23 protein-coding genes are annotated in these 24,522 nt (G+C 62.4%); 12 read left to right on the top strand and 11 right to left on the bottom strand.

Annotation, left to right across the window (positions count from 1 at the left end):
- Window positions 1-17: 17 nt before the first annotated feature.
- Together FJ970_RS28320 and FJ970_RS28315 are read left to right on the top strand one after the other, a co-directional pair.
- The gene (locus FJ970_RS28320) at window positions 18-935 is read left to right on the top strand and encodes a sugar ABC transporter substrate-binding protein (RefSeq protein WP_140757075.1); all 918 of its coding nucleotides are present in this window, start codon (window positions 18-20) and stop codon (window positions 933-935) included.
- Between the two features lie 68 nt (window positions 936-1,003).
- Window positions 1,004-2,020, top strand: a complete 1,017-nt coding sequence (locus FJ970_RS28315) for a zinc-binding alcohol dehydrogenase family protein (protein ID WP_140757009.1) — start codon at window positions 1,004-1,006, stop codon at window positions 2,018-2,020.
- Window positions 2,021-2,249: 229 nt separating this feature from the next.
- Here FJ970_RS28315 and FJ970_RS28310 read toward each other — a convergent pair whose 3' ends face one another.
- On the bottom strand, window positions 2,250-2,843 hold the full coding sequence (locus FJ970_RS28310) for a DJ-1/PfpI family protein (RefSeq protein WP_140757011.1): 594 nt from the start codon (window positions 2,841-2,843) through the stop codon (window positions 2,250-2,252).
- A gap of 146 nt (window positions 2,844-2,989) precedes the next feature.
- Window positions 2,990-3,688, bottom strand: coding sequence for a GntR family transcriptional regulator (locus FJ970_RS28305; protein WP_140757013.1), 699 nt, complete (start codon window positions 3,686-3,688; stop codon window positions 2,990-2,992).
- Window positions 3,689-3,844: 156 nt separating this feature from the next.
- Here FJ970_RS28305 and FJ970_RS28300 point away from each other — a divergent pair, with 156 nt between their 5' ends.
- From FJ970_RS28300 to FJ970_RS28285, 5 genes are all read left to right on the top strand, one after another.
- Window positions 3,845-5,071 (top strand): iron-containing alcohol dehydrogenase, encoded by a 1,227-nt coding sequence (locus FJ970_RS28300; protein ID WP_140757015.1) that lies wholly within the window; start codon window positions 3,845-3,847, stop codon window positions 5,069-5,071.
- A gap of 17 nt (window positions 5,072-5,088) precedes the next feature.
- Window positions 5,089-6,576, top strand: a complete 1,488-nt coding sequence (locus FJ970_RS28295) for an NAD-dependent succinate-semialdehyde dehydrogenase (protein WP_140757017.1) — start codon at window positions 5,089-5,091, stop codon at window positions 6,574-6,576.
- A gap of 9 nt (window positions 6,577-6,585) precedes the next feature.
- Window positions 6,586-7,401, top strand: coding sequence for an alpha/beta hydrolase (locus FJ970_RS28290; protein ID WP_140757019.1), 816 nt, complete (start codon window positions 6,586-6,588; stop codon window positions 7,399-7,401).
- A 108-nt stretch (window positions 7,402-7,509) separates the two neighbouring features.
- Complete coding sequence (locus FJ970_RS33715) at window positions 7,510-7,632, top strand: hypothetical protein (RefSeq protein ID WP_265336202.1); 123 nt, start codon at window positions 7,510-7,512, stop codon at window positions 7,630-7,632.
- An 86-nt stretch (window positions 7,633-7,718) separates the two neighbouring features.
- Window positions 7,719-8,662, top strand: a protein-coding gene (locus FJ970_RS28285; RefSeq protein WP_227791897.1) for an IS630 family transposase whose coding sequence is annotated in 2 segments (ribosomal slippage) — window positions 7,719-8,055 and window positions 8,055-8,662 — 945 coding nt in all. Because the reading frame shifts where the segments join, the coding sequence is not laid out codon by codon here.
- 12 nt (window positions 8,663-8,674) lie between these two features.
- Here the strand turns inward: FJ970_RS28285 and FJ970_RS28280 are convergent.
- From FJ970_RS28280 to FJ970_RS28255, 6 genes are read right to left on the bottom strand one after another with little or no spacing between them, the layout of a single operon-like run.
- Window positions 8,675-9,184 carry a sarcosine oxidase subunit gamma family protein gene (locus FJ970_RS28280; RefSeq protein WP_181178820.1) on the bottom strand — a complete coding sequence of 170 codons (510 nt, stop codon included), beginning with the start codon at window positions 9,182-9,184 and terminating at the stop codon, window positions 8,675-8,677.
- On the bottom strand, window positions 9,177-12,125 hold the full coding sequence (locus FJ970_RS28275; RefSeq protein ID WP_140765175.1) for a sarcosine oxidase subunit alpha family protein: 2,949 nt from the start codon (window positions 12,123-12,125) through the stop codon (window positions 9,177-9,179). Before FJ970_RS28275 ends, FJ970_RS28280 begins: the two co-directional genes overlap by 8 nt.
- On the bottom strand, window positions 12,122-12,388 hold the full coding sequence (locus tag FJ970_RS28270) for a sarcosine oxidase subunit delta (RefSeq protein ID WP_140765173.1): 267 nt from the start codon (window positions 12,386-12,388) through the stop codon (window positions 12,122-12,124). The genes FJ970_RS28275 and FJ970_RS28270 overlap by 4 nt, the downstream gene beginning before the upstream one ends.
- A gap of 14 nt (window positions 12,389-12,402) precedes the next feature.
- A complete protein-coding gene (locus FJ970_RS28265; protein ID WP_140765171.1) occupies window positions 12,403-13,659 on the bottom strand; it encodes a sarcosine oxidase subunit beta family protein in 1,257 nt (418 codons plus the stop codon).
- A 9-nt stretch (window positions 13,660-13,668) separates the two neighbouring features.
- Entirely contained in the window at window positions 13,669-14,817 is a 1,149-nt protein-coding gene (locus tag FJ970_RS28260; RefSeq protein WP_140765169.1) for a M24 family metallopeptidase, read from the bottom strand.
- A gap of 35 nt (window positions 14,818-14,852) precedes the next feature.
- Window positions 14,853-16,034 carry a M24 family metallopeptidase gene (locus FJ970_RS28255; protein ID WP_140765167.1) on the bottom strand — a complete coding sequence of 394 codons (1,182 nt, stop codon included), beginning with the start codon at window positions 16,032-16,034 and terminating at the stop codon, window positions 14,853-14,855.
- Window positions 16,035-16,261: 227 nt separating this feature from the next.
- Between FJ970_RS28255 and ehuB the strand changes: the two genes are divergently transcribed.
- From ehuB to FJ970_RS28230, 5 genes are read left to right on the top strand one after another with little or no spacing between them, the layout of a single operon-like run.
- Window positions 16,262-17,125 (top strand): ectoine/hydroxyectoine ABC transporter substrate-binding protein EhuB, encoded by an 864-nt coding sequence (ehuB, locus tag FJ970_RS28250; protein WP_224589876.1) that lies wholly within the window; start codon window positions 16,262-16,264, stop codon window positions 17,123-17,125.
- Window positions 17,126-17,182: 57 nt separating this feature from the next.
- Window positions 17,183-17,911: an ectoine/hydroxyectoine ABC transporter permease subunit EhuC gene (gene ehuC / locus FJ970_RS28245; protein WP_140765163.1), complete on the top strand. Its 729-nt coding sequence runs from the start codon at window positions 17,183-17,185 to the stop codon at window positions 17,909-17,911.
- Window positions 17,908-18,567 carry an ectoine/hydroxyectoine ABC transporter permease subunit EhuD gene (ehuD, locus tag FJ970_RS28240; protein WP_140765161.1) on the top strand — a complete coding sequence of 220 codons (660 nt, stop codon included), beginning with the start codon at window positions 17,908-17,910 and terminating at the stop codon, window positions 18,565-18,567. The genes ehuC and ehuD overlap by 4 nt, the downstream gene beginning before the upstream one ends.
- Window positions 18,564-19,343 carry an ectoine/hydroxyectoine ABC transporter ATP-binding protein EhuA gene (gene ehuA, locus FJ970_RS28235; RefSeq protein WP_140765159.1) on the top strand — a complete coding sequence of 260 codons (780 nt, stop codon included), beginning with the start codon at window positions 18,564-18,566 and terminating at the stop codon, window positions 19,341-19,343. The genes ehuD and ehuA overlap by 4 nt, the downstream gene beginning before the upstream one ends.
- A complete protein-coding gene (locus tag FJ970_RS28230) occupies window positions 19,340-20,050 on the top strand; it encodes a GntR family transcriptional regulator (RefSeq protein ID WP_140765157.1) in 711 nt (236 codons plus the stop codon). The genes ehuA and FJ970_RS28230 overlap by 4 nt, the downstream gene beginning before the upstream one ends.
- A 44-nt stretch (window positions 20,051-20,094) precedes the next feature.
- Here FJ970_RS28230 and FJ970_RS28225 read toward each other — a convergent pair whose 3' ends face one another.
- The 3 genes from FJ970_RS28225 to FJ970_RS28215 form a co-directional block, all read right to left on the bottom strand.
- Window positions 20,095-21,414 carry an O-antigen ligase family protein gene (locus FJ970_RS28225; protein ID WP_227791942.1) on the bottom strand — a complete coding sequence of 440 codons (1,320 nt, stop codon included), beginning with the start codon at window positions 21,412-21,414 and terminating at the stop codon, window positions 20,095-20,097.
- Window positions 21,415-21,597: 183 nt separating this feature from the next.
- Complete coding sequence (asnB, locus tag FJ970_RS28220; RefSeq protein ID WP_140765155.1) at window positions 21,598-23,568, bottom strand: asparagine synthase (glutamine-hydrolyzing); 1,971 nt, start codon at window positions 23,566-23,568, stop codon at window positions 21,598-21,600.
- Window positions 23,569-23,641: 73 nt separating this feature from the next.
- Window positions 23,642-24,436: a class I SAM-dependent methyltransferase gene (locus FJ970_RS28215; protein WP_140765153.1), complete on the bottom strand. Its 795-nt coding sequence runs from the start codon at window positions 24,434-24,436 to the stop codon at window positions 23,642-23,644.
- Between the last annotated feature and the right edge of the window lie 86 nt (window positions 24,437-24,522).

The following is a 24,522-nucleotide window of genomic DNA, read 5'->3' as shown; positions in this document are numbered from 1 at the left end:
AAGGGAGGAACGGAATGCTGATGCACAGAAGACTATTGGGAGGACTTGCGATTGCCATCGCATTCGCAATGCCTGCTTCGGCCGCCGACAAGATCAAGGTCGGCCTGATCACGAAATTCCCGGTGCCATTCTATTCGACCATGGAGGATGCGGCCAAAAAATACGCCGCCGCCCATCCTGAGATCGAGCTGGTCACCGGCCAGGGCCAGGCGGCCACGGACATCGAGGGCCAGATCGCTTTGATCGAGTCCATGATCACGCAAGGCGTGAAGGGCCTGGCAATCACGCCGGTCGATCCGACAGTTGCCCCGGCGCTCGACAAGGCCGTCGCCGCCGGCATCAAGGTGGTGCTCGTGGACAACAGCATTCCGAACTGGAAGGGCCAGACGGCGCTGGTTTCGACGAACAATCTCAATGGCGGCAAGATCGCCGGAGAATATCTGAAAACCGTTCTCAAGAGCGGCGACAAGATCGGTATCCTGCAAGGCGTACCGGGCGTTCCGGCGCTGGATGATCGCGTCACCGGCATGATGGAAGGGCTCGGCGACGTCAAGGTCGACGTGGTCGGCAAGGGCGCCACCAACTGCACGCTTGAACTCGGCACCTCGGTTGCGGAAGACATTCTGACAGCCAATCCCGATCTCAAGGCGATCTATTCTGCCTGCGGTCCGCCCATCCCCGGTGCCGTCAAGTCGATCAGCAATGCCGGCATCGCCAAACACAAGCTCATCCTGGTTGGCTTCGATGCCTGCTGCGGTGAAATCGAAGCGATAAAGTCTGGCGCGGAAGACGCCAGCGTTGCGCAATTCCCGGCAAAGATGGGTGAACTTGGCATCGACACCGTCGTCAAGGCCATTCGCGGTGAACCCGTCGAAGCCAATGTCGATACCGGCGCCGGGCTCGTCACGCTGCAGAACGTCAAGGACTTCGAATAGCTCCCAGACCCTGGCCCGGCGGTGTCTACCCGCCGTCGGGTCCTCTTTTCTCGGAACATGGATGTCGAATGAAAGCGGTGGTGTGCCGTAGACCGGGTGAACTGGTCCTCGAAAGCCGTCCTGACCCGGGCATGCCCTCCGCCGGCTGGGTGCTGGTGGGCATAAGCCATATCGGCATATGTGGCACCGACTACCACATCTTCGAGGGCAAGCATCCCTACCTCGCATACCCCCGGATCATGGGCCACGAACTCTCGGGGACGGTACTGATGGTCGGTGAGGGGGCCAATATCGAGCTTGGCGAGAAGGTTGTCATCAACCCATATCTGCACTGCGGCAAATGTACTGCCTGCCGGCAGGGCAAGCAGAATTGCTGCGTCTCAATAGAGGTGCTGGGTGTGCATCGCGATGGCGGCATGTGTGATCAATTGCTGGTGCCGGCGGCGAATCTCTATCCGGTAGTCGGCCTTTCGCTCTCCGATGCGGCGGCTGTCGAATTCCTCGCCATCGGCGCGCATGCGGTAAGGCGGTCGATGCTTTCGGCGGGAACGCGCACGCTGGTCATCGGCGCTGGCCCCATTGGCCTCGGCACAGCCTTGTTTGCACGGCTTGCCGGACAGACGGTCACGATCATGGACACGAGCCGCGAGCGGTTGGATTTTGCGGAGGATCAATTGGGTTTCCCCGTCATCGACGGTGCTGCGGCGTCGCCCGGCGATCTGGTGAGGGGCCGCACGGACGGCGATTGCTTCGACCTGGTCTTTGACGCAACCGGCAGCAAGGTTTCCATTGAGGCCGCGTTCACCTACGTGGCGCATGGCGGCACCATGGTAATGGTGAGCGTCATCAAGGATGACATTACCTTTTCCGATCCGGAATTCCACAAACGCGAAATGACGCTGATCGGCAGCCGCAACGCCCTGACCACGGATTTCGACCGCGTCATGGCGGCGATCCGCACCGGTGCTATTCCGCTTGCCAAGCTGGTGACGCATCGCACGACGCTGCAAGACAGCCCCCGCTACATCGCCCAATGGGCAAATGAGAAATCGGGGCTCATAAAAGCTGTCATTGAAAACCGGTAGGCTACGCGGCCTGCCGCATGAACGGCTGCCGCAGCGCGTCTCTGCCCTGGCATCGAGACGGCAGTGGACTTGATCACCTCAGGGGGAAAGCGGACCGGCGCATCTCGCAATAGGCCGGTCTAATGCATGTCGCCCGGAAGTGTCGTCGGTTCCGGGATAACGACATGCATAAAATCAGAAGCTTACAGCAGGTCGGGCGAATCCTGTTCGCCACGACATGCTGTAGCTATCAGCTATGCCGGATTTCAGTCCCGAGCACCGTGAGGCATTCGCGAATGAAGGCGGCTAGAGCGGTCCAGCCCTTTGCGGAAACCATGGTGCCATCGACATAGGCCTCCGTCGGCGAAAGGTCGACATAGGTTCCGCCTGCCAACGTCACTTCCGGTTCGCAAGCGGCGAGCGCGCCTACCTTCTTGCCGCGCACGACGCCGTCCACGGCAATCAGAATCTGGACCCCATGGCAGATGGTGAAAATCGGCTTCCGGGTGTCGTGGAAGTGGCGCAGCATGGCTTGCACCCGTTTGTCGGTGCGGATGTATTCCGGGCCGCGGCCGCCAGCGCAGTATACGGCGTGGTATTGATCGAGCTGCTTTTCCGCCTCCGAAAACGTCTTGTTGATCACCTGAAAATGGCCGAGCTTTTCGGTGTATGTCTGGTCGCCCTCGAAGTCGTGCAGGGAGGTCTTGATGAGGTCTCCGGCCTTCTTGTCCGGGCATACCACATGGACGGTGTGACCGACGGCTTCCATCGCCTGCTGGTAGACGAAGATCTCGTATTCCTCGGTGAACTCGCCGGTGAGCATCAATATTTTCTTGCCTGACATAGTCGGTTCCTCTGTCGTGTGAAAAAAGCTGGGCGAGTCATGCTGCGCCCCGCATTGGCTTTGGCCGTCCTCAGGATGGAGAGTCGGGGAAGTAGTGTTCCTCGGCGTTGTCGTTGGTGGTCAGCGGCGCGGACATCGGTTTCGCCTCAATCGAAGGCCGGCAGCAGGCGATCGCGCGAGTGCTCGATGTGGGCGCGCATTGCTTTGGCGGCGGCATCGGGATCGGCCGCGCCGAACGCGGCCAGGATCGCCTCATGTTCGTCCAGCGCCTCCTCGGTCACGCGGGAGTGGTACATCAGGCGGAATATGTGGAAGTGGGTGTGTTGATAACCCAGCGTCTCGCGAATGAGCTCGTTTTCGGCATATTCCATGATCTTGTCGTGGAAGATCGCGTCCTGCCTGGCGAAATTTGAATAGCGCAGGCGCTCGTCCTTGCCCTCGCGGCGCGACATCACGCCTGCTGCCTCCAGCAGTGTGCCGAGCTTGGCCTCGTCCATCGCGGCAGCGGCCTTCGCCGCGCCGTGCGGTTCGAGCAGGAGACGCATCTCGTACAATTCGTCGAAACGGCGCCGGGTGATCTGCGGTGCGGCGCGGTATCCGATCAGATGCGTCTTCAGGACCAGGCCTTCGCCTTCGAGACGCCCGAGCGCCTCGCGGATCGGCGTATGGGAAACGTCGAACTCCTTGACCAGATTGTCGACGGTGATGCGTGAACCGGGTGCGATCTTCAGCGACATCAGCTGCGCGAAGATGGCTTCGTAGACGTCCTCGGCCAGGCTGCTCGCGCGCTGGATGCGACCCGCTCCCGTGGGTGCTTCACCATTGCTCAAAATGACGGGTTGCATTCTTTAGCCTCTCGACACGGGAGACTGCTAACACGAGGGTTTGACCGATGCAATACGATATCCTATACGATTTTATCGGCACCCCTCAGTTCAGGATCTTCGGTGCGGATTTTGCAATGCGAGTTCCTCCGACACCACTCGAGGATGCAGCCTGTCATGAACCTTCTCACAGCCCTCCGGCTCCCGCGCGAAATTCTGTTCGGAAAGGGCCAACGCCAGGCATTGCCGGTCGTGGCCGGTCGCTACGGCCGACGCGCCCTGGTCTGCACAGACGAGCGTTTCGCCGGCACGGCTGTGTTCGCCGAAATCATGGCATCCTTGCAGGCAGCGTCGATCGACGTGCTGGTTCACGACGGTGTCCTCCCGGACGTGCCGCGCGATTCGGTGGCGGTCTGCGTCGAGGAAGCGCGGGGCTTTGGGCCCGATATGGTGATCGGGATTGGCGGCGGCAGCTGTCTCGATTTCGCCAAATGCGCCGCCTTGCTGATCAGCCATGGCGGCGAGCTCCAAGACTACTACGGCGAGTTCAAGGTTCCGGGGCCGATGCTGCCGCTCATCGCCGTGCCGACCACTGCGGGCACAGGATCCGAGGTGACACCAGTCGCGGTGATATCCGATCCGGACCGGACGCTCAAAGTCGGGATATCGAGCCCCCATCTCATTGCCGCCGTTGCCATCTGCGACCCCGAACTGACAATGACCTGTCCGCCTGGCCTGACGGCGATCGCCGGCGCCGACGCGCTCACGCATGCGATCGAGGCCTTCACGGCCATGCGCCGGGACGGGGACTTCAGCCTGCCGCAGCGCCACGTCTTCATCGGCAAGACGCCGCTGACCGACCATTTCGCGCTGCTGGCCATCAAACTGCTCGGCCGCAGCCTGGAGAAGGCGTGCACTGACGGCGGCGACGCTGAGGCGCGCGCCGACGTGATGATGGGAGCGCTGGCGGCCGGTTGCGCGTTCGGCACCGCCGGCACGGCGGCGGCGCACGCGGTGCAATACCCGGCCGGCGCGCTCACACATACGCCGCATGGGCTGGGGGTGGCGACAATGATGCCTTATGTCATGAGCTACAACAGCCGTGTGGCCGCGGCGGAGATCGCCGAGATAGGGATTGCTCTTAGCCTTGAGCCGCACGGTCGAAGCGCGGACGAACTGGCGGGCGCGACCATCGAGGAGATCAGGCGTTTGTTTGCGGCGATCGGTATCACTCCGACGCTGGCCGGTCTGGGGCTTCCGCCCGACAAGCTCGACTGGACCGCCGAGCAGGCGCTCGGCATCGATCGCCTGATCAAGAACAACCCGCGCCCATTCGACCTCGCCGCCATGCGCCGCCTTGTCCAGGCTGCCTATGACGGCGATCTCAACGCCTGCGCCATGTGAACGTCAGGAACAAGACGATGAACCTTCCCTACAATGCCTCCCAACTCGATCAGGATCTCTACGAGGTGCGGGGCTTTCCGCACCGGCTCTATATTGGCGGACAATGGCTGCCGTCTTCCGACGGCGGGCTCATCGAGGTCACCGATCCATCCTCCGGCGCGGTGATCGCGGCAGTACCCGATGCGACCCTGGAGGACGCCGCCGCAGCAGTCGAGGCAGCGGCCAAGGCCGCCAAGGGGTGGCGCGAGACCGCGCCACGCAAGCGCTCGGAGATTCTGAGGCGCTGTTTCGAGCTGATGGTCGAGCGGTCGGAGACGCTTGCCATGCTGATCTCGCTGGAAAACGGCAAGGCCCTGCGCGACGCGCGCGGCGAGGTGGCTTACGCAGCCGAATTCTTCCGCTGGAACGCCGAGGAAGCTGTTCGTATCACCGGCGAGTTCGGCACCGCTCCATCCGGAACCAACCGGATCGTGGTCGACTATCAGCCGATCGGCATTTGCGTCCTCATCACGCCGTGGAATTTCCCTGCCGCGATGGCGACGCGCAAGATCGCGCCAGCCCTCGCGGCCGGCTGCACGGTCATTCTGAAACCGGCCAGCGAGACGCCGCTGACCGCCTATGCACTCGCCGCGCTCTATAGCGAAGCAGGTGTCCCGGACGGCGTCGTGAACGTGCTGACGACGTCGACACCCGGCCCTCTGACGTCGGCCATGCTGGCCGATCCGCGCGTCAGGAAGCTCTCCTTCACCGGCTCGACGGGGGTCGGCCGGGCCTTGCTCGCCGAGGCCGCCAAACATGTGATTTCCTGTTCCATGGAGCTTGGCGGCAACGCGCCCTTCATCGTTTTCGACGATGCCGATCTCGATGCGGCCCTCGACGGCGCCATGATCGCCAAAATGCGCAATGCCGGCGAAGCCTGTACCGCCGCCAACCGCATCTACGTCCAGTCGGGCATCCACGATGCGTTCGCCGACGGCCTTGCGCGGCGCATGGCTGCGCTCAAGCTCGGCGCCGGGACCAAGGCAGAAACGGAATGTGGACCCATGATCACCAAAAAGGCGGTCGACAAGATCGACCGGCTGGTCAAGGACGCGGTCAGCCGGGGTGCCAAGGTGCTGTGCGGCGGCTCGGTGCTCGAAGGAGATGGCTTTTTCTATCCTCCGACGGTCCTGTCCGAAGTCTCGCCGGAGGCCGATATGGCACATGAGGAGATTTTTGGCCCGGTGGCGCCCATCACCCGCTTCGAGAGCGAGGCGCAAGCCATCCTCCACGCCAACAACACCGAATACGGTCTCGCCGCCTATCTCTACACGCGTGATGTGGCACGCGGCATGCGGGTGGCCTCGGAGATCGAGGCCGGCATGATCGGCCTCAACCGCGGCCTGATGTCGGATCCCGCCGCGCCTTTCGGCGGGGTAAAGCAGAGTGGCCTCGGGCGGGAAGGGGGTCAGCATCACGGCATCGCCGAGTTCATGGAGGCCAAATACATCGCTGTAACCTTCTGAGCGGACATCATGTCGAAGGATCCTTTTCGCACGCGCGACCACGTTGCCGATTTCGATGACATCGTGGCCGATATCGTCGCCCGCAGCGCCGCGACGCGGGCAGCGCTGCCCATGCTGGCGGACATCGCCTATGGTCCGGACGGGGCCGAACGCCTCGACCTGTTCTTTCCGGAGGGGCCGCGTAAGGGCCTCCCGGTGCACATCTTCGTCCATGGCGGCTACTGGCGCATGTTCACCAGAAGCGATTATTCCTACATTGCCGAAACGGTGACGAGTGCAGGAGCAATCGCGGTCGTGATCGACTATGCGCTGATGCCTGCCGTCAGGATGGCGACAATCGTCGACCAGGTCCGGCGCGCGAGGCAGTGGGTGCTGGATAATATCGCCAACCATGGCGGTGATGCCGGTCGGCTAAGCGTCAGTGGCCATTCCGCCGGGGCGCACCTGGCGACCTTCCTGTTCAACGGGGGTTCGGCACATCCCCCGTCAACGGCACTCCTGCTCGGCGGGCTCTACGATTTGAAGCCCCTTCAGCATTCTTTCCTGGAGCCTTTGATAGGCCTGACCGACACGGAAGTTGAGGCATTTTCGCCGATGAGCAAATACCACTCGTCGCCGACAAAAGTCACGGTGTTGGTCGGTGAGCGGGAGACGGAACCTTTTCACCAGCAGGCCAGGCTGTTTGCCGACCGCCTGACGGTGCAGGGCTTGAGTGTGTCGAGGAGCGTGCTCAAGGGGAGCAACCACATGAACAGCGTACGTGATTTAGGGCTGCGCGGGACAGCCGCGGGCGACTGGCTTCGCCACGTCATCGTGGCCGGATAAATTCGACCCGCGTCGGGCCACGCTGCCGCTGCCCGCCTGAAAGTTCACGCGGTTTGCGCTTGAACAGGTGGGTTATGTCGGGCACTCGCGCCCCTTGTGGCACGTTTTGTGACCGAAGAGATGCTGCCCGGCACGCAATATGACAGCGACGAAGACCTTACCCGCAAGGCCGGCAATATCGGTACGGCGATCTTCCATCCCGTCGAGCAGACCATAGGTCAGGACAGCTAGAGCGGGATGAGATTTATAAGAGTCGTGAGATTCCCAAATCATCGCAGTTCTGATTCAACATGCATGCTGGGAGGAGGCCAGCATGGATGGCAGCCTATTCGATGGACCTTCGCGAGCGGGTTGTAGCCGCGGTCAAGACGGAAGGGCTCTCGCGACGCGCGGCGGCGGCTCGATTTGGCGTCAGCTACAGCGCGGCCATCGCGTGGCTTAAGCGCGTCGAAGAGACTGGCAGTGCTGCGCCTCGCCAGGTCGGCGGCTACAAACCGAAGAAGCTCTCGGGAGCGTGGCGCGACTGGCTGATCGAACGCTGTCACGACAGGGACTTCACCTTGCGCGGGCTTGTGGCCGAACTTGGCGAGCGTGGCCTGAGGGTCGACTACCGTTCGGTGTGGGAGTTCGTGCATGCCGAGAAGCTCAGTCACAAAAAAAGACGCTGATCGCCGTCGAACAGGATCGTCCCGATATCGCGCGACGGCGCATGCAGTGGACGAAGTATCGGGACCGGATTGATCCGACGCGACTGGTCTTCATCGACGAGACCTGGACCAAGACCAACATGTCGCCGCTAAGGGGCTGGGCGCCGGTTGGACAGCGCATCAAGGCCAAAGTGCCGCATGGCCACTGGAAGACCATGACCTTCCTGGCCGCGCTGCGCCACGATCGCGTCGAGGCGCCCTGGCTGATCGACGGACCTATCAACGGCGAGAGATTTCTTCTCTATGTCGAGAAGGTTCTCGCTCCGACCCTCCAGCCGGGCGACATCGTCATCATGGACAATCTCGGCTCGCACAAAGGCAAGGCGGTGCGCCGCGCCATACGCGCCGCCGGCGCCAGGCTCTTCTTCCTGCCGAAATACTCGCCCGATCTTAATCCGATCGAACAGCTCTTTTCAAAACTCAAGCACTGGCTGAGAAAGGCAGCAAGCCGCACCGTCCAAACCGTTTGCGACGCGATCGGCCAAATTCTCAACCGCATCACACCGACAGAATGCTCACACTACTTCGAAAACTCCGGATATGACCGAAACTAATCTCATCCCGCTCTAACCGGCGTTATCCACTACCCAGTCGGCAAGGCTCCGCGCAAAGCTTCGCGGCACAATCATGTCGCAGCCGGTCTCGGTGGTGCGCAATACCAGTACCGGCACGTGATGAAAGGCCGTTTGGAACGCGCGGCCTGACGCTGAGGCTGGCGAGCGCCAGTCGACGGCGATGCATTTGGAGAGAGCTTCCAGGACGCGCGCCCCGCTCAACCTGAAGCGTACGCGTCCCTCGTCGAGAGCAACCGAACAGCCCAATCCGGGATCGACTGTCAGGGGGGATGGTTTTGCACCTGCCTCTTTCATCAGCCAGAGACGGTGGGGAGAGATCCGGACGGTGAGGGTGTCGGCATTGCGGGCCGTTTCGCCGACCGAGATGGGTAGGGCGGTACCCAGCATCTGTGAAACGGTCATTTCGAACCGGGTCAGCATCCCGTCCCAACTCTCGATCTGAACGATCGGGCAATCAGCCATCGACAGGTTGAAATCTTTCAATGCCAAAACCTCAACCATGCAGCCGTTCCCCCTTCGGATCGAGAAAGACGGGCGAGACGATGCGCGCGCGAACGGTTTCGGCCTTCATGGGATAGGCGGCGAGGACTTCGCGTCCCTCGACCGCTGCGTCGCCCGCAAGCAGCGCCAGGCCGACATAGCGGCCAAGTTCCGGACTGAAGGTCACCGAAGTTATCCGGCCACGCCCATGCCCCGCAATGGTGTCGTCGGGCATGAACAATATCGCGCCGCCGCGCAGGCGCTTGCCGTCCTCGATGCATTCCAGCCCGACAAGGCGCTGGCGGTCAGGCGCCCCAAACGCCGTGCGGCGACGCAGGACGTCGCCGACGAATCCCGCACGTTTGCCGACCATACGGCCGAGGCCGAGGTCGTCGAGCGTGGTGCGGCCGTCGATCTCTGGTCCGGCGACGTGGCCTTTCTCGACGCGCAGCGCGCCGAGCGCCTCGACCCCATAGGGTTTGAGGCCGAACGGCGCGCCGGCTTCCAGCAGGCGGCCCCAGACCTGTTCGCCGACGCTGGCGCCGACATAGATTTCGTAGGCGCGTTCGCCGGAATAGCTGAGGCGGATGATGCGCAACGCCCGTCCTTCGAACTCCGCTTCGATGAAACCCATCTGTGGCAGCGCGTCGTTCGAGATGTCGAGCTTCGGAAAGGCAGCGGCGAGGATATCGCGGCTCCTCGGTCCGGCGACCGACATCGCCGCCCATTCATCGCTGACGGAGGTGACCGCGACCCGCAGGTCCGGCCAGGCGGTATCGAGCAGGAATTCCAGCCGCGACAGCACATCGGCCGCCTTGGCGGTCGAGGTGGTCATGAAGAAGCGGGTTTCCGACAACCGCGTGGTGGTGCCGTCATCGAAGACGATACCATCGTCGCGCAGCATGACGCCGTAGCGGGCGCGGCCGACCGGCAGCTTGGCGAAGCCGTTGGCGTAGAGCCGGTCGAGGAAAATGGCCGCGTCCGGCCCTTGCACGTCGATCTTGCCGAGGGTGGAGATGTCCATCAGCCCTGCGGCTTCGCGCACGATGCGCATCTCGGCGACATAGGCTTCGTTCACGTCGCGACCGGCGCTGCGGTAGAAATACGGACGCATCCACAACCCGACTTCGAGCATCTCGGCATCGTTGGCTAGGTGCCAGTCATGCATCGGCGTACGGCGAAACGGCTTGAAATGGTGGCCGACGGCGCGACCGGCGAGAGCGCCGATGGCAACAGGCGCATAGGGCGGACGGAAGGTCGTGGTCCCGGTTTGCGGGATGGTCGCCTGGCGCAACACCGCCATGGTCGAAAGTGCGGCAAAATTGCTGGTCTTGCCCTGGTCGGTGCCCATGCCGAGCGTGGTATAGCGCTTCAGGTGCTCGACCGATTCATAGCCCTCGCGATGCGCCAGCTCGATGTCCTTGGCGGTCACATCCATTTGGAAATCGACGAAGGCCTTTCCACGTCCCGAGAAGGGGATCGCGCGGAACGCGTTGGCAGCGGTTTCACCGAGATCGAGCCTAACCGGGGCCGCCGGCGCCGCCGATTTTCCGCAGAAGGCTGCCGCTTCGATGCCGGCGCGGTGGCCGCCCTCGATGGCATCGGCGGTCGAGAAGCGGCCCATTATCGAGCCGGCGCCAAAATGCCCTGCCGCAAAGCTGCCGGGGATGAAGCAGTCCATGTCGTCGCGATAAGCGGGTTTGACGCCGAGATGCGCGGTGAGGTGCACAGTCGGAGACCAGCCGCCTGACACGCAGACGATGTCGCAGGCTACTTCCGAATTGCCGCCTGGCCGGGCGAGCTTTGCTGCCTTCACTGCATGGCCGCCACGCAGATCGACGATTGGTGTTCCGGATCGGATCGCTATGTTCAAACGCTTGGCTTCAGCGGCCAGAGCAGCGGGCGGGTCGCCGCGCTGGTCCGCGACCGTCACGTCCGCACCGGCGGCGGCAAGATCGAAGGCGGCGCGATAGGCGCCGTCATTGGTGGTAGCGACCAGGATCCGTCTCCCCGGCAGAACGGCGAAGCGGTTGAGGTAGGTCCGGGCGGCCGATGCCAGCATGACACCGGGCCGGTCATTGTTGGCGAACACCAGCGGGCGCTCGATGGCACCGGCTGCAAAGACGATGGAGCGCGCGCGAAGAATGGTGAACACCTGCCGCGCAGCGCCTTCCGCGACCGGATCATCGTTTCGTTCGATCAACCCCAGGGTGTTGCCGTCGTAGGTGCCGAACGCCATCGTCTTGCGCAGCACGGTGACGTTGGGCAGTCCTGCCAGTTCGGTCTCGATCGCCTTCAGCCAGGCTGCCGCCTCGTCTTCGGAACGCTCCGACAGAAGCTGACCGCCGAGCAAGAAGTCCTGCTCGACCAGCGCAACGCTTGCGCCGGCCATTGCTGCGGCGCGCGCCGCCGAGAGGCCGGCAGCGCCGCCGCCGACGATCGCCACGTCGGCAAATAAGTGACGCACCTCGTAACGGTCCGGGTCCGGCTCGGTGCCGGCTCGGCCCAGTCCTGCCGCCCGGCGGATGAAATGCTCATAGAACATCCAGGCGCGCCGCGTCGGCCCCATGAAGGTCTTGTAGTAGAAGCCGGCGGAGAGGAACGGCGCAAACAGCCCGTTGATGCTCTGCAGGTCGAAGCCGAGCGAGGGCCAGCGGTTCTGGCTTTCAACAGCCATGCCTTCCGCTAGTTCGAGCGTGGTGGCCGGCAGGTTCGGTTCGCGTCGTCCACCAGCACCCAGCGTGACCAGCGCATTCGGTTCTTCGGGTCCGGCCGAGAAGATACCGCGCGGCCGGTGATATTTGAAACTGCGTCCTGTGAGTGTGACGCCGTTGGCCAGCAGCGCCGATGCCAATGTGTCGCCTCGGTAGCCGTTCAGCGTGCGGCCGTCGAAGCTGAAGTCGATCGGCTGCGTGCGATCGATGCGCCCGCCGGCCGGCAAACGTTTCCGGTTCTCGTTCATGCGGGCATTTTCCTGGCGAAGCCGACCGATGCGATGGCGTGATTTCTGGTGTCGCGCTCGACGACCAGCCATTGTCGGCAGCCGGTGACGTGCTGCCAGAATTCGCGATGCAGCCCCGCCGGGTTCTTCCGTACATAGACATGGCGATACCAGGCTTCCGGATCGGGATCGTCATGGGCCGGACGCGCCGCGGAAGCGTCGCCGCCATAGCGGAACTCGTCATGGTCACGCGGGCCACAGCACGGACATTCGATGCGAAGCATTGTTTCGCCCCCCTCTATTGCAGCCAGGCCGAGGGACCGGCGCCGGCCTCGTCGAGCGTGCGGCCGGTGCGAAAACGATCGAGCCCATAGGCGGCGATCAGTGGATGCGGTTTGCCGGTCGCCAGCATGTGCGCAAAGCACCAGCCGGAGGCCGGCGTCGCCTTGAAGCCGCCATAACACCAGCCACCATTGAGATAGAGTCCGTCGATCGGCGTCGGGCAGATGATCGGGCTGGCGTCGGGCGTCATGTCCATGACGCCGCCCCAATGGCGCAGCAGCCGGACGCGCGAGATGCACGGCATCAGTGCGATCGCGGCCTCCGCCACTTCGCGCACGACGCCGAGATTGCCGCGCTGGGCGTAGGAATTGTAACCGTCGAGATTGCCGCCGAAGACAAGCCCACCCTTGTCGGACTGACTGACATAGAAATGATCGGCGCCATAGGCGACGACATGGTCGACCAGCGGCTTCAGGGGCTCGGTGACGAATGCTTGCAGCACATGGCTTTCGATCGGCAGTTCCAGGCCTGCCTTCTGTCCGAGCACGGAGGTATGGCCGGCAACCGCGAGGCCGATTTTGCCGGCGCCGATCCGGCCCTTGCTCGTTTCGACGCCGCCGATCCTTTCGCCGTCACGAACGAAACCGGTCACCTCGCAATTCTGGATGATGTCGACGCCATGGCCGTCAGCGGCACGCGCATAGCCCCAGGCAACGGCATCGTGGCGGGCGGTGCCGGCACGGCCCTGGAGGATCGCGCCATATATCGGAAATCGCGCCGTTTCGGAGAAATCCAGATAGGGAACCAGCCGTCGCACCGCGTCGCGGTCGAGTATGTCGGCATCGATGCCGTTCAGCCGCATGACGTTGGCACGATGGCTGAAAGCGTCGAGTTGATCCGCCGAATGGGCGGTGACGATCTGGCCGCGTTGCGAAAACATGACGTTGAAATTCAGCGCCTGCGACAAGCCTTCCCACAGCTTGACCGAGAATTCGTAGAACTGGGTGTTGCCGTCGAGCAGATAATTGGAGCGGATCACCGTGGTGTTGCGACCGACATTGCCGCCGCCGACATAGCCCTTCTCCAGCACGGCGACATTGCGGATGCCGTGGTTCTCGGCGAGATAGAAGGCCGTGGCCAGCCCATGTCCGCCACCGCCGACAATGATCACGTCATAAGCCGGCTTCGGCTCCGCAGCGCGCCACGCGCGCTGCCAGTTCTTGTGGCCGGACAAGCCGTTGCGAAAAATCGAGAACGCCGAATAGCGTGCCATGCTGAGGGTCTAGCGAACGATTGAGCCAGCCGGGGTGCGCGTCAGCACTTCGGCGCCCGCATCGGTCAGCAGCACGGTGTTTGAGATGAAATGGTCGCCGCGGCCGGTGCCCATCAACCAGGATAGGATATGGAAACTCATTCCCGTTTCGATCTCGAGATCGGAATCGTGCCTCAGGCCGGTCACAGAATTGCCGCCGGTCCAGGATGGTGGCTGGCCGATGCCGACCAGATAGCCGCAATGATGGCGGCGATAGTGCGAAAGACCGGCCTCATCGGCGACGCCCTGCCAGGCAGCATAGACGTCGCGCGCCCTCACACCGGGCTCGAGCGACTTGACGACGGCGTCGAATGCCTTGGCTGTGACCTCGGCCATCGCCGCGTCTTCGTCCTTGATGCTGCCGATACGGACCAGCCGGCCGAGTGGCGCGTGATAGCGCGAGATGCAGCCGGAGAGTTCGACGAATACGGGCTCGCCGGCGCGATAGAGTCCGTCGCCCCAGGTCGTATGCTCTTCGCCAAGCCTGGCGGCGGGACGGATGAACGGGCCGAAGCCGGGCACATGGCCGCCGGCGCGGATCATCGCCGCCACACATTGGGCGGCGACCTCCTGCTCGGCGGCACCGTCGGAAATCGCCGCGATCGCGGCACCTGCCGCGGCGTCCGTGACCTTGGCGGCGCGACGCATCAGCACCTGTTCCTCGGCACTCTTCACAAGCCGCATCCTGTCGACTAGCCCGGAAACGTCGCTCCACTTGGCATTGGCCTGCGCCTCGAGTTTCAAGGCGAGGCCATGGCTCAGCCCCGAGGTCCAATGTTCGAGGCCGATCCGCTTGCCGGTCAGGCCAAGCTCGGAAATTACTCGCGCGGCGAGATCGGCCGCCGTCTCGCTGTCGGAATGGCCGCGGAATTCCGCCGCCTTCACCTGGTTTTCGATCGTCACTTTTTCCATCGACCGGGTGACCAGAACCGGCTGATGGCCGAGTGGGACGATCAGGAGGTGCGGCGCGAAATACCCCCAATGGTCGAGCCCGGTGAGATAGAAGACATTTTCCGGCGAGGCAAAGACGGCGGCGTCGAGCCCGCGCCCGGCCAGCGCCGTGCGAACTTTCGACAGGCGGCCGGCGATTTCTGCTTCGGAAAAAGGATTTCGGTCCATTTTGTATCCTTGGATTGCCGGCTTTGGTGTCGGGTTCAGTCGATGGTGATGAGGTCGCGGATCACGTCGCAAAGTCGCTCGCCGCCGCCTTCGGCAACGACGAAAGATTCGGAGATGGCGACGCCGAAATCGTCGAGCCAGACGCCGGCCATGAAGTGGAAGCACATGCCGGGCCGCAACTCGGTCCTGTCGCCTGGCCTCAGGCTCGCAGTGCGTTCGCCCCAATCCGGCGGATAGGCGAGGCCGACGGGATAGCCGACGCGACTTTCCTTCTTCAGCCCATTTCTGCGCAGCACCGCCTGCCAGGCGGCTTCGACCTGTTCGGCGGTGTTGCCGGGCCGTGCCAGTTCGAGGCCGGCATCGACGCCTTCGACGATCACCTTGGCCATATCGGAGAGGGCGGTCGGCGGCTTGCCGAAATGGACCGTCCGGGTCAGTGCCGCATGGTAGCGTCGTCGCACGCCGGCGATTTCGACGATTGCCAACCCAGTGTCGGGAAGTGGCGCGTCCGACCAGGTCAGGTGTGGTGTGCTGGTGCCTTCGCCCACCGGCATCAGCGGGCAGATTGCGGCGTAGTCGCCGCCGGCGCCCGGCACGCCCAAGATCTGGGCATGATAGATCTCGGCAATCACCTGGTTCTGCGGCACGCCCGGCCGCATCTTTTCGACAGCGCGGTTCATGGCATTGCTGCAGATCGCGCCGGCTTCGCGGATCAGCGCCAGCTCGGCATCCGATTTCACCAGCCGGGCCCAGTTGACGAGGTCGTGGTTGTTGCTGAAACGCGCCGCGGGCAGGCCGGCTACGAGATGGGCATGGCAGCGCGCCGTGTAGTAGTGCGCGTCCATCTCGACGCCGATGCGCGCCCGTTCCCAACCGCGTGCCCGGATCAGACCGGCGAGCTCGTCATAGGGATGCTCGACGGGCTGCTGCACCAGCCGCTCCGAGAACGGGACGATGTTTTGTTCGGGCAAGCCGGTGGTCATGCGGGCGCTTCTGGCGTCCTGCGCCCGGCCGAACCAGATCGGCTTGTCCTCTTCCAGATGGACGAGCACGCATTGCGGCACGTAGAAGGACCAACCGTCATAGCCTGTCAGCCAGCACATGTTCGCCGGATCCTGGCAGACGATGAGATCGAAGCCGGCCTTCTCAATGCGCTGCTTCACGCCGGTCAGGCGCTGCGCATATTCCGTCTTCGTAAAGCTGCCTGAGCCGCTCAAACTCGTTCCCCTGACCGCCACGTCAACCCGACAAGCATGGGTAATTGTGCACAACTATCAGCCCATCTCGGCTGAACGTGCGATCATAGTCATCTATTTCCAGGATTCGTACAGCGCGTCTTGCGATATGTCCAGATGAGTTGTATACGTCTTGCATACTCGCTGCGACGGAGGAGAAACGTCGTCCGGGCAAGACAATCGTCAAAAAGAAAAGGGGATGCATGCTCATGTCACAGATATCTCGTCGAACGGCCATGAAGGCGGCTGCTTGCCTTGCACTTGTCGCGACCGCGTTCACGGCGCTGCCGGCCCAGGCCGAAACGACCCTCGAACGCGCCAAGAAGGACGGTTATATCCGTGTCGGCTTCGCCAACGAGGCGCCGTTTGGTTTTGCGACGCCTGACGGCAAGCTGACCGGCGAAGCGCCAGAAGTCGCCAAAGCGGTGCTTGCCAAGATGGGCATCCCGCAGGTCGACGGCGTGCTGACCGAATTCGGCTCGCTCATCCCCGGTCTCAAAGCCGGACGCTTCGACATCATCGCGGCCGGCATGTTCATCAATCCGAAGCGCTGCGCCGAGATCAATTTCTCCGAACCATCTTATGGCATCGGCCAGGCCATGCTGGTGGCGAAGGGCAATCCAAAAGGCATAAAGGATTATTCGAGCATCAAGGACAATCCAGACCTCAAGCTCGCCGTGATGGCGGGTGCCGTCGAGGGCGGCTACGCCAAGGATGCCGGTGTCGCCCCGGGGCAAATCGTCGCCTTGCCAGATCAATCCAGTCTCGTCGCCGCCGTCCAGGCCGGTCGCGCCGATGCGGCCGCGCTTACCGCGCTGTCCATCGCCGACATGGCCAAGAAGGCCGATGGCGTCGAATCGACAAAGCCCTTCGGCGAAGTCGCCGGCAAGTCGGTGAAGGGCCATGGCGGCTTCGGCTTCCGCAAGGAAGACACCGATCTGCAGAAAGCGTTCAACGCCGAACTGAAGAAATTCCTCGGGTCACCCGAGCACATCGCCCTGGTCGAGCCGCTCGGCTTCGGCAAGGACTATCTGCCGAACAAGACGACTGCACAGCTCTGCAAGGGCGAATAAAGTTCCCAACTGCTGGGCGGCGTGAACGCGCCGCCCTCTTTTTCTCCGGAGAAGCAGATGGGAATCCGCACACTTGTTGCCATGCTGGTCGTCTCGCTCGCCGTCATCAGCGTGCTGGCGACACAGGCAACATACAGCCTGTTCCTGCCGGGACTGCTGCAGGGCGCTGTCCTGACAATCGAGATCGCCGTTCTTGGCAGCCTGCTGGCGGTTATCATGGGCGTGCTCGCCGCGTTGGCGCGCATGTACGGCCCCGCGCCGCTTAGATGGCTGGCGACGGCCTATGTCGAGATCTTTCGCGGAACCTCGGCGCTGGTGCAACTGTTCTGGCTGTTTTTCGTGCTGCCGCAATTCGGCGTCACGCTCGACGCATTTCTCGTTGCCGTGCTGGCGCTCGGCCTGAATGTCGGGGCCTACGGATCCGAATGCGTGCGCGGCGCCATCCAGTCGGTCGCGCGCGGCCAGTGGGAAGCGGGAACGGCGCTCAACATGAGCCGAGGGCAGATGCTGCGCCGGATCATCCTGCCGCAGGCCTTCATCGCCATGATCCCACCCTGGGGCAATTTGTTCATCGAACTGCTGAAGTCGACCGCGCTGGTGTCGCTGATCACCCTGTCGGACCTCGCCTTCAAGGCGCAGCAGATGAACCAGAATACATTCAAGACCATTCCGATCTTCACACTGGTGCTGCTGATGTATCTCGCCATGTCGCTCACCGTCTCCATCGGCATGCGGCTTCTCGAAAAACGGGCCTCGATCGGCCTCGCCAGGGGGAAGGCGACATGATCTGGGATTGGGGTTTTACACTCGAGATCCTACCGGTGCTGGCGCACGCCGCCGTCATCTCCATCGAGGCGACACTGCTCGGTTTCGCCATCGCCGCTTCGCTCGGTCTGGTCTTGGCCGTGGTCCGCATCGCCGTGCCACGGACGGGCTGGACGATTTCGGTGCTGGTCGAGCTGATCCGGTCGACGCCGCTGCTCATCCAGATATTCTTTCTCTATTTCGTCTTTCCGAAATTCGGCATCGTGCTCGACGCCTTCACCGCAGGCGTTCTCGCCATAGGCATCCACTATGCCGCCTACTGCTCCGAGGTCTATCGCGCCGGCTTCGACAACATCCATCGCGGCCAATGGGAAGCCTCGATCGCTCTCAATCTCTCGTCTTGGACGACCTTTCGCGACATCATCATCCCGCAGGCCATTCCGCCGATCGTGCCGGCGCTCGGCAACTATCTCGTCGCGCTGTTCAAGGAGACGCCGCTGCTTTCGGCTATCGCCGTGCTGGAACTCATGCAGACGGCCAAGATCATCGGCTCCGAGACATTTCGTTACACCGAACCGATCACGTTGGTCGGCTTGTTCTTCCTCGCGATGAGCCTGGTTTCGGCCGCGCTTATTCGTGCCCTTGAACGCCTGCTCAACCGGAGGAACGCGCGATGACGGAACAACCGATGGTCCGCTTCGACAATGTTTCCAAACGCTACGGCGCGTTGACCGTCCTCGACGGCCTGAACCTCGAAATCGCGCGCGGCGAGAAGGTCTCCGTCATCGGTCCGTCCGGTTCCGGCAAGACCACCGTGCTGCGCATGCTGATGACGCTGGAGACGATCAATGACGGCGTCATTTGGGTCGAAGGCGAGCCGCTGACGCATATGAAGAAAAACGGCGCGCTGGTTCCCGCCGACCTTGCCCACATTCGCCGCATCAGGGCGAAGATCGGCATGGTGTTCCAGTCCTTCAATCTGTTCCCGCACATGACCGCGATGGCCAATTGCATCGAGGCGCCGATAACCGTCCTTGGCATGAAAAGGGCCGATGCCGAGGCGCGGGCGGCCGAGCTTCTCGACATGGTCGGGTTGTCGCAGAAGAAGGATCACTATCCTTCCCAGCTTTCCGGCGGCCAGCAACAGCGCGTCGCCATCGCCAGGGCGTTGGCGATGCGACCCAAGATAATGCTGTTCGACGAGGTGACCTCCGCGCTCGACCCGGAACTTGTCGGCGAAGTGCTGCAGGTGATAAGGCAGATCGGCCGCGAGCATGATTTGACGATGCTCATGGTCACCCACCAGATGGGCTTCGCCAAGGAATTTTCCGATCGCGTCTGCTTCTTCTACCAGGGCAAGATATGCGAGCAGGGACCGCCAAGCGAGCTGTTCGGTGCCCCTAAGAACGAGCGGACGCGGCAGTTCCTGCACGCTGTCCTGGAGGCTGGATGACGCTGGAGACGGATGCCCCGGCCACCACGGCGATCGCAGAGGCGCCACGACCGCTTTCGGCGCGGGAACGGTTCGAGCGCATCTACCGGATCCTGCGTGACCGCATCTGCCTGCTCGACTACCCGCCGGGAAGCCGCCTCTCCGAGGAAGAACTCGCCCAGGAATTCGAGATCAGCCGCACGCCGGTCCGCCGCGTGCTGGCGCGCCTTGAATCCGAAGGTCTGGTTCAATCCGTCCACGGCGTCGGCACCATAGTCACCGATGTCGATATCGAGGAACTGCAGCAGGTCTATCACCTGCGCCTGGAATTGGCGCTTCTGGTCGGCAAGCTTTCGCCGATCCCCCGAACAGCGGCCGACCTGGATCGGATCCGGGCGCTCATTGCGCGCTGTGATTCCGATATGCTCAATCCAGATCAGCGCGCTTTCCTGCAGCTGAACATGGATTTCTTCTCGGAACTGACCGCCATGACCGGGAACCAGCCGCTGCGCGAGATCAGCGAGAGACTATATTTCCAGGTGGCGCGTGTCGTCCTGAAGATGATGCCGCAACTGGGTTTGGTGGAGGAGTTCACGGCCTTCCGGCGTGAAATGGAGGAAGTTCTGGCTGCGGCAGAGATCGGCGACTGGGAGTCGATCGGGCATATAAGGCGCGCCCATATCTCGATGAGCTTTCGGCGCATGATCCGGCATGCTGGCCGAAGTTGAGACAGCGCGTACTCTGCTGGAATGTGCCGACCGTCACGAACGTTTCACGGGGAACCGGCTCCCCGAATATCCGAGACGGTACTGCCGATCGAGGTTATGTCGGCCGACTCTCCTTTGATCGGCGAAACTGTTCGTCCGCAAGCCAGGTATGTTCCTGAAACCAGGAAGATCATCAGCGTCGAATCCAGAATATCGTGGCCGACAAGGATGCCTGTCAGCCCACCAACAAGGTATACTATGACGGCGACCACTATCATGGTCGCCCCGAACCGCTCTAACGGATCGGCACTGAAGCGAAGGACCTTCGTCGCGTTCCAGATCGCGATGATGAAGATCGCCGCCAATGATAACGCGCCCACAAGTCCAGCCTGAACCAAGGCTGTCAGAAAGCCGTTGTGAAAATGGTTGAAACCCTGACTCACCCCAAATTGCTTTTTGAAACCCTGCTGTGAAATCGCCCGGCTGGCGGACATGCCGTGGCCGAAAAATGGTGCTTCGCGAAATGCATCGATCCCAATGTCCCAGAGCCCAACCCTTAGTCCGAGCGGAGTGGAATGGTCACCTTTGGTGGCGAGAGCTTTCCAGTCATCGAACAGGAAATGAGTGCGATCCACGATGATTGGAGACGTGATTGCCGCGGTGAGCAGGCAGCAAGCGCTCGCAATCACCAGCAACCGCCTCATATTCGATCGCGTGAATCTCTGGCGATTGATCACGAGGATGGCGGCAATGGCGATCAGCAAGGCCACCCAGATCATGCGGGAGCCAGAATAGACGGTCGCCACGGCGCCGGCGAGTATGGCGACGGTGAGTGTCTTCCAGGCTTTCTCTATTCCCGACACCGCGCCCGCGAGGCACATCATCACGGCGAGGCAGGTGACCGTCGCGAACACGATCGGATTTCCAGCCCCTCCTTCGGCTCTCAGCATCCCGATCCAATAATATTGGACGATGGTTAGCGCCAGCGCTCCGACACACGCTGCCGCGCTGGCCAGCACAGCAATGTGTACAAGCGTCGCCTTGTCGGTGATGCTCCAGGTCGAATAAGAGATCGGGAACACCAGCAAGGTGATCAGCGGCAGGAAGTGCGTGACATCGGCCCGCAGGGTGCCGTTGACGATCGACGCCAGGACCATCGCCGCGCAATAGGCATAAAGCGCAAGGGTCATGGCAAACATCGGCCGGTCGATGTTCAAGCGGCGTCGCGTGGCGACCAGCAACACCACCGACCAGAGCGCTCCGCCATGAAATACGAAGCTCACCACCGACCCGAGCACCGGTGGCGAAAAGAAGCAGATGATCGAAAACCAACGGTTGACCTGTTCTGCCGTTAGGTGGCGCCGCAGCGATGTAAACGCGTCCAATGCCCTTGCTTCGCAATCTTCCGGATCGCGTGCGAATCGTTCGAACGATCCTTGCTCACCGTGCTTCGCCCCAGTGCTCGAATCGGTATAGCTGCTTGCTTCCGTATCTGATAGTGCGGAACCGTCTCGCTTTCATCCGACTGCATGAGTGAACAGGCAAAAACCTGCGGCCCTGACGCCTGTTCACGCCGCGACCGCCGATGAAGCTCCCTGGGTTGCTTCCTGCCAGGATTGGAACATCAAGACGTCCCAAAGCAGATACTGGTTGTTGCGGTGTCCGGAGAGGTGTTCCGACCACGCGCGCCGGATTGCCTCGGGCCGAAAGAAACCGTCTTCCCGCAATCGACGTTCGTCGAGCAGCGCCTCCGCCCATTCGCGAAGCGCGCCGCGCAACCAGGCGTCGATGGGCACGCCGAAGCCCATTTTCGGACGTTCGACAAGCGCCTTCGGAACATGTCGGTAAAGCAGTTGCCTGAGCGGCCACTTTGTCTGGTTGCCGCCTCGCCGGATGGAAAGCGGTAGCGAAAGTGCAAAGCTTATCAGGCGGTGGTCAAGCAGCGGCACGCGGGTCTCGAGGCTGACTGCCATTGCCGCGCGATCGACCTTTACCAGGATGTCGTCCGGCAAATAGCTCATCATATCGATGTACATCATCCGCTCGACGTTGCCCGGCAACGCTGGAAGCGCTTCCAATCCCGTCAGCATGGTGGGCGGCTCGGCTGCATCCGGGATGATCTCGGTCGCTTCCCAGTGCGAGCAGAGGCGACGGTAGACATCGTCCATGGTTCGCAGCGAAAGAACCGACGCCGCCTTGTGGATCTTGTCGCCGACGCGCTCGCGGCGCAGGCGCTGCGGCAGAAGCGGCATGATCCCGCCCGCCACATTGTTGTAGAGACCGGGCGAGGCCAGTGTCGCCAAGCTGGCCGACGCGCGGCGCAGCCCCGTCGGGATGCGGGAAAGCTTGTTCCATAACGCATCGGCGAGTGCGTAGCGCGTGTAGCCGGAGAACAGCTCGTCGCCGCCATCGCCCGACAACGCCACGGTGACGCTGCCACGCGCCAGTTTGGAGACGAGGAATGTCGGGATTTGCGAGGAGTCGGAGAAAGGCTCGCAATAAATGCCTGGCAGTTGGGGCACAACCTCTAGCGCGTCCCGCTCGCTGAGATAAAGTTCCGTATGGTCGGTGCCGAGGTGGCGCGCTACTTGCTGGGCATGGCCGGCCTCGTTGTAGCCTGCTTCGTCAAATCCGATCGTGAAGGTCCGCACCGGTCGCGAACTGATCGACTGCGTGACCGCTACGATGGCGGAAGAATCGATGCCGCCCGAGAGGAAGGCGCCGAGCGGCACGTCCGCGATCATCTGCCCTTCGAGCGCGCGGCGAAGATGACGCTCGACCTCGTTGACCGCCTCTTCGGGGCTCCCTTGAAACGGATCGCGCTGGCCTTGTTCGGCGACTTCCCTGGCGCTCCAATAGCTCTCGACGTGTGGCTCACGCATCGGGTCGGAAAGGACGAGGAGATGGCCGGGTCTCAATTTCCGAATGCCTTGGTAAATGCTGTAAGGGGCGGGGATGTAGTTATGGCGCATCAGCAAAGCCAGTGCATTCCGGTCGATGTCCGGGCGCCAATCCGGCAGCGGTCGAAAGGCCTTGAGTTCCGAAGCAAACGCGAAGGCCTTGCCGATCCGGCCATAATATAAAGGCTTTTCCCCTAGGCGATCGCGTCCGAGAACGAGCGTTCTCTCCCGCCGGTCCCACAACCCAAAAGCAAACATGCCGACGGCCAATTCGAGAGCCCTTTTTGTTCCAAGCTCTTCGATCGCGGCCAGAAAGGTCTCGGTGTCGGAATGGCCGCGCCAGGCATGAGCGCCGAACTCCCGATCGAGATGCGTCCGCATCTCGCCGTGATTGTAGATTTCCCCATTGAAGACGATGACATGGCGACCGCTATGCGAAAGCATCGGCTGCGCGCCGGCCGACGACAGGTCGATGATCGACAGTCGGCGTTGACTGAGCGCAACGCCGGCCTCGGCGTCAGTCCAGACGCCGTCGCCGTCCGGTCCGCGATGCCGGATCATGTCCGCCATACAGCGCACGCTGAACGGGCCGCTGCTGGTCGCGGCTGCGCCACCTACAATGCCGACGATACCGCACATCCGGCGTTTCTGCTCCACAATGACCTGGCTCGGATCTTCTCTCTATCGCGAAATCAGAGGAGGAAACCGGCCGCTATGAATTCATTCGCTCGAAACACCATTCACCACAGCCGGTGCCGAAGAGGCCAACTCCAGGCGCCACATTGAAGCGTTGCTTCGTGCGAAACCCAAGTTTTTCGACGGACGTCTCCAACTCTTCGACTGTGGTGGATTGATAGGGATAGCCGCCTAGCCAGTCGTCGACATCCGCCAGGAACTCCATGCCTCGGCGCGCGCGATAGCTCTTTACAAATGAGATCGTGTCCCGATGGCGCAGCGTCCTTGCCAACATGTAGGCCGAGACAAATAGCGCTTTGACCGGGGGCCGTAGCCACCGATGGGAGGAGTAGAGCCTTTTTTCGACTGTCCACAGTCCGCAAAGGGGTGTCTTCAGGTAGATCGCAATGCCAAACCTTCCGCCGTGACCAACGAGGCCGGCTGCGTTGCTGATCGCCGCCCACATGTCTCCCGTGTGATGCAGGACGCCCCACGAATAGACGACGTCGAATGTTCCGGTTGGAAGCGACGCCCTGTCGAGGATATCGGCTCGCTTCACACTCCATTCGGCTTCCGGCGCGAAGCGAGAAAGCACGGCCTTGGTTGTTTCGACACAGCCCGCGTCATAGTCAACGGCGTGAACCTTCGCTGCCCCCAGCCGAAGAGCGGCCGCTGAATGCAGGCCCGATCCGCAACCCATGTCCAGAAATGTCTTCCCCTCCAGATCTCCCACCAGGCGGCGAAGATCCTCGCAAGCCCGATCCAGATGCTCGTCCTCGAAGCGCGCGGCAAGCTCGGACCAGTTGCGGCCGAAATCATAACGCGCGTTCATAAGCTTCCCACCATGTCCTTTCCGAAAGACCGAAGCCTTGGCCGATGCTCGATAGAAGTCCCCAAACCAATGCGTTCAGCCGGTCG

It is taken from the genome of Mesorhizobium sp. B2-1-8 (assembly GCF_006442545.2).
Lineage (GTDB): Bacteria > Pseudomonadota > Alphaproteobacteria > Rhizobiales > Rhizobiaceae > Mesorhizobium.
This window is presented reverse-complemented; position numbering and strand designations above follow the sequence as displayed.

Excerpts from the sequence above, each read along its gene's own strand:
- FJ970_RS28315 (WP_140757009.1), top strand. The coding sequence starts at position 1,004 with ATGAAAGCGGTGGTGTGCCGTAGACCGGGTGAACTGGTCCTCGAAAGC.
- ehuD (WP_140765161.1), top strand. The coding sequence starts at position 17,908 with ATGATCTGGGATTGGGGTTTTACACTCGAGATCCTACCGGTGCTGGCG.
- FJ970_RS28280 (WP_181178820.1), bottom strand. The coding sequence starts at position 9,184 with ATGGTTGAGGTTTTGGCATTGAAAGATTTCAACCTGTCGATGGCTGAT.
- FJ970_RS28265 (WP_140765171.1), bottom strand. The coding sequence starts at position 13,659 with ATGGCACGCTATTCGGCGTTCTCGATTTTTCGCAACGGCTTGTCCGGC.
- FJ970_RS28275 (WP_140765175.1), bottom strand. The coding sequence starts at position 12,125 with ATGAACGAGAACCGGAAACGTTTGCCGGCCGGCGGGCGCATCGATCGC.
- FJ970_RS28230 (WP_140765157.1), top strand. The coding sequence starts at position 19,340 with ATGACGCTGGAGACGGATGCCCCGGCCACCACGGCGATCGCAGAGGCG.
- FJ970_RS28215 (WP_140765153.1), bottom strand. The coding sequence starts at position 24,436 with ATGAACGCGCGTTATGATTTCGGCCGCAACTGGTCCGAGCTTGCCGCG.
- ehuA (WP_140765159.1), top strand. The coding sequence starts at position 18,564 with ATGACGGAACAACCGATGGTCCGCTTCGACAATGTTTCCAAACGCTAC.
- FJ970_RS28305 (WP_140757013.1), bottom strand. The coding sequence starts at position 3,688 with ATGCAACCCGTCATTTTGAGCAATGGTGAAGCACCCACGGGAGCGGGT.
- FJ970_RS28260 (WP_140765169.1), bottom strand. The coding sequence starts at position 14,817 with ATGGACCGAAATCCTTTTTCCGAAGCAGAAATCGCCGGCCGCCTGTCG.
- FJ970_RS28270 (WP_140765173.1), bottom strand. The coding sequence starts at position 12,388 with ATGCTTCGCATCGAATGTCCGTGCTGTGGCCCGCGTGACCATGACGAG.
- FJ970_RS28300 (WP_140757015.1), top strand. The coding sequence starts at position 3,845 with ATGAACCTTCTCACAGCCCTCCGGCTCCCGCGCGAAATTCTGTTCGGA.
- FJ970_RS28290 (WP_140757019.1), top strand. The coding sequence starts at position 6,586 with ATGTCGAAGGATCCTTTTCGCACGCGCGACCACGTTGCCGATTTCGAT.
- asnB (WP_140765155.1), bottom strand. The coding sequence starts at position 23,568 with ATGTGCGGTATCGTCGGCATTGTAGGTGGCGCAGCCGCGACCAGCAGC.
- ehuB (WP_224589876.1), top strand. The coding sequence starts at position 16,262 with ATGTCACAGATATCTCGTCGAACGGCCATGAAGGCGGCTGCTTGCCTT.
- ehuC (WP_140765163.1), top strand. The coding sequence starts at position 17,183 with ATGGGAATCCGCACACTTGTTGCCATGCTGGTCGTCTCGCTCGCCGTC.
- FJ970_RS28295 (WP_140757017.1), top strand. The coding sequence starts at position 5,089 with ATGAACCTTCCCTACAATGCCTCCCAACTCGATCAGGATCTCTACGAG.
- FJ970_RS28310 (WP_140757011.1), bottom strand. The coding sequence starts at position 2,843 with ATGTCAGGCAAGAAAATATTGATGCTCACCGGCGAGTTCACCGAGGAA.